The following is a 3,224-nucleotide window of genomic DNA, read 5'->3' on the forward strand; positions in this document are numbered from 1 at the left end:
CGCACGCGAATCTCACGAAAGACAAGGTAATGACGGAATTTTTCGTTACCGACGAAGTGTCGATCTGGAAGCAGATTTTTGCGCATATCGAATGCAAAGCTGGCGCTTGACGATCATGGTCCCGTCGCATCAACGAAATGTCAAAGGGTGTGGACCGTAATATTAGGCGTCGTCAACTTTCGCGGGCCGAGGCGGCTAAGCACTTTACGTTTGGCATCGAGAGGATCGAGTTCAACTTATGCAGGATCGTGCCGTAGGCGCCGCATCTGTCATCTAATCAGCGCTTAGGCGAATGCGGGTTGTGGTAAAAATTATGTCGAACCGCAGAAGTTGATTGAAAAAGTCCAAACAGTTGATCGGATCGACCATAACTACTGACATCGAAACAGATGCAACCGTTGCGTCTTGACGTCGACGATAGAGGCTCGCTCTAGCCATCGATTTCAACGGTATGAAATTCGTTTGTTGGAAGGTGCGATTAAGGTTCGAGTGTAAGGACAAACGGAATACCGCCCCTACGCGGTCATTTGGGGGCGTCCCGCATATCGCCGTTACCAGAGGACCAATTCTCGCGCTCGACTTCCATGAGATTGATCAGGATGTCTTCTTTTCGAATGCCGGTTCTTGCGCGGATATCGTCAGCGACAACCCTACAAACGCTTTTTTGATTTCGGTTGTTCGGCCGGAGTTCCAGGTTATCTCGATGAACACAATATTGGCGGTGTTCGTCATGCCGAGAAATCCATCAGGAGGATAGATCAGTTCGTCCGCAACATGACGCGACACGATCTGAAATTTGTCGTGCTTTGGGAGGTTCGCAACGTTAGTCATTGCGTCATACACGACGTCGCTGATTGCATGCAAAACTTTGGTCGAAGTGCTTCGGGAAATACTGATTTGGGCTAAAGGCATTAGCAACACCTTTTGACGACCGACCTCTCATAAGACACGGTCATTGTTCGTGGAAGGTTGGGTCGTATGTCTAACCATTGGCAAGCCGTGGTCCAGCAAATTGTCTGCCGACCAGCAACCGACGAATCAAAACCTGTGCCGGACTCCAATGCGCGCGGCGATTTGGTTCGTCGCGGCGGCTCCAGACGGGCCAAAGAATGTGGTGCTCGATCCTATCTGCCCCCGCAGATTTTGCGCGCCGCTACGTCCCGCTGCTTTGTTGTACACACCCAACAAGTATCCGTCCGTTCGTTTGGAAAACGCGTGATCAATGCTAAGTTCAAGCTGATTCCGGTGCCCGCAGCTTGCGCTCTGTATAGTCTCTTACGTGTAGGCGATTCCACCAGTAAGCGCCTGAGTGAAGTTATAGCGTAAGCCGACATCATAGGCGTCATTGTGTTAGAGCGCCATTCAATGCTTCGATACGAGTATTCGTATAAAGCGCGAATACTGCCGCGCGCTCGAATAGGTAGCGGGCACCTGCTCCAAATGTCCGCAAATCTTTGCCTCCACCTGCGCCGCCAGCATTTACATTAGAAACGGTGGTTAGTATTGCTGGAGATTCCGCACCTGGATAGGAGATATCCGGGTAGGCCGCGCCAGCGGAAAATGGTCCAGCCGCCTAGTTAAGGCCGAAACTATACGTACGGAAGCAGCCCGTCGCGCCGCCGAGCGGCGCCGAACCATTGGATCCGCCTGCTTGATTTGAGGAACCAAGAAGGCCACCAAAGGTAACGCCTAAAAAGGCTCGCGAAGGGAACTTTACGGAGTGTTAATCCGACTGTTAACTAATTGGTCCACATCGTTGATGTGGTAGGCATAATTGCCCGCAATTATGTGTGCCAGCCGAAAACTGATTGCCGAGAACATCTGTTGAAAATGAATACTGACGCCCAAATGTCAGCGTACCTAACGGTTTACCTGCTTGCAGCTCTACCGTTGGCAGAGATGAGGCGGTGGCTTCCTTACCTGAATACGTCGATTGGTTTTGTCGCGATAAGGTCGTCTTGATGAGCAGATCCAAATGGATAAGGGATGCTTACATAACCATCGGAACAACTGCTCGACGGCGGACGGATGGGTTCCATTCTCGATTATCTGCGCCTTCCTGATCATATGCGTTACTTCGATGTCGGACAGGATGATGCGGGGCGCAACGAAAATCCTTGAAGCTCAACATCGGTCGGGTGATGCGTTTGATGGCCCGATGGTCTTGCTCGACCACGTTACTCAGGTACTTGACTTGACGGATCGTGATGGGCGTCTCCCGCTCGGTGTTTCCCGCGTGCAGCGCAGCAGATTAGAGCCATTTTTGTCAATGGTTATCGTCTCGGGTACACCGTTCTTGGCGGTCGACTTTTCGAACAAGCGCCGCGCTGCCAATTTGTCGCGCTTGGCTCTGAACAGGAAATCAATAGTTTTGCCCGCATTGTCCACCCCCCGATAGAGGTGGGAAGTAGGCCCGAGGAGTTTCGCCCCGAACCTCTCGCAGGACCGTACGTGACACTTTCGCGTCATACGGCTCCCGTCACCCAGCCGGTCCCTCAATGACACGCAAGTGAACAGACATCCGCGGCACGGACTTTTTCATCTTGCGAAGCCATTCCACACTACGGCACCTGTGGCCCGACAGTATTTTATAGTTACGTCTGGCCCATTGCTCAAGCCGTCCGTCAACGTATTGGAAGAGCTCATGCGTCGCTGTCTGATAGAACGCACCGTAGTAGTTCCACCACCCTGCATCGTCAGGTTACCTTGCTGCGCAAGGTCATCGAGTGTCGCTGGTGTTCGATGATTATTCGCCAGCCCCTTACTTTTTGCCGCATCCGGTTCAATGCATCTTTGCTCGCCGCTGGCAGGAAACTGGTAAATCATTGACATTCCTGCGCTCACTACGTAGGACGTGTTAGTCCGTCTAGTGCGCAGTCTGTCGCGGGCGCGGCGGCCGAGACCGTGGCACCATGCTGAGCGTTACGCAACAACAGGGAGTCGAAAATGGACGATCCGCTTGTGACGGAAGAACTCTTTCTCTACCCCTACAACGCTTGTGGCAGGCGCTCACGGATGAGAATGCGCTAAGGATCTGGTACTTCCCCGCAGTTGCGCCATGTCAAGCCAGACGTCGGCTTCGAGTACGAATTTGCCGACGATGGCTCGGCCTACCAGAAGGAATGGCGGGTAACGCAGGTCGTTGAAGGAGCCAAGTTCGCGCACAGTTGGCGCTGGTTGTAGAGATTCAGGTGCAGCCAATTTTAGCGCGAGACTGCGCTCCT

General features: G+C 52.9%; 1 protein-coding gene and 3 pseudogenes. All 4 read right to left on the reverse strand.

What is annotated here, in order from left to right:
* Nucleotides 1–523: 523 nt before the first annotated feature.
* Nucleotides 524–912, reverse strand: a pseudogene (locus ACFFAR_RS28945) (tautomerase family protein).
* Nucleotides 913–1,884: 972 nt separating this feature from the next.
* A pseudogene (locus ACFFAR_RS28950) lies at nt 1,885–2,424 on the reverse strand (DDE-type integrase/transposase/recombinase); the annotation flags it as partial.
* A gap of 55 nt (nt 2,425–2,479) precedes the next feature.
* Nucleotides 2,480–2,677: pseudogene (locus ACFFAR_RS28955) on the reverse strand (group II intron reverse transcriptase/maturase); the annotation flags it as partial.
* A gap of 332 nt (nt 2,678–3,009) precedes the next feature.
* Nucleotides 3,010–3,224 (reverse strand): hypothetical protein (locus tag ACFFAR_RS28960; protein ID WP_375508985.1); only part of this gene is annotated, 215 nt, incomplete at its 5' end.

This window comes from uncultured Caballeronia sp., assembly GCF_964243625.1.
Classification (GTDB): Bacteria; Pseudomonadota; Gammaproteobacteria; order Burkholderiales; family Burkholderiaceae; genus Caballeronia.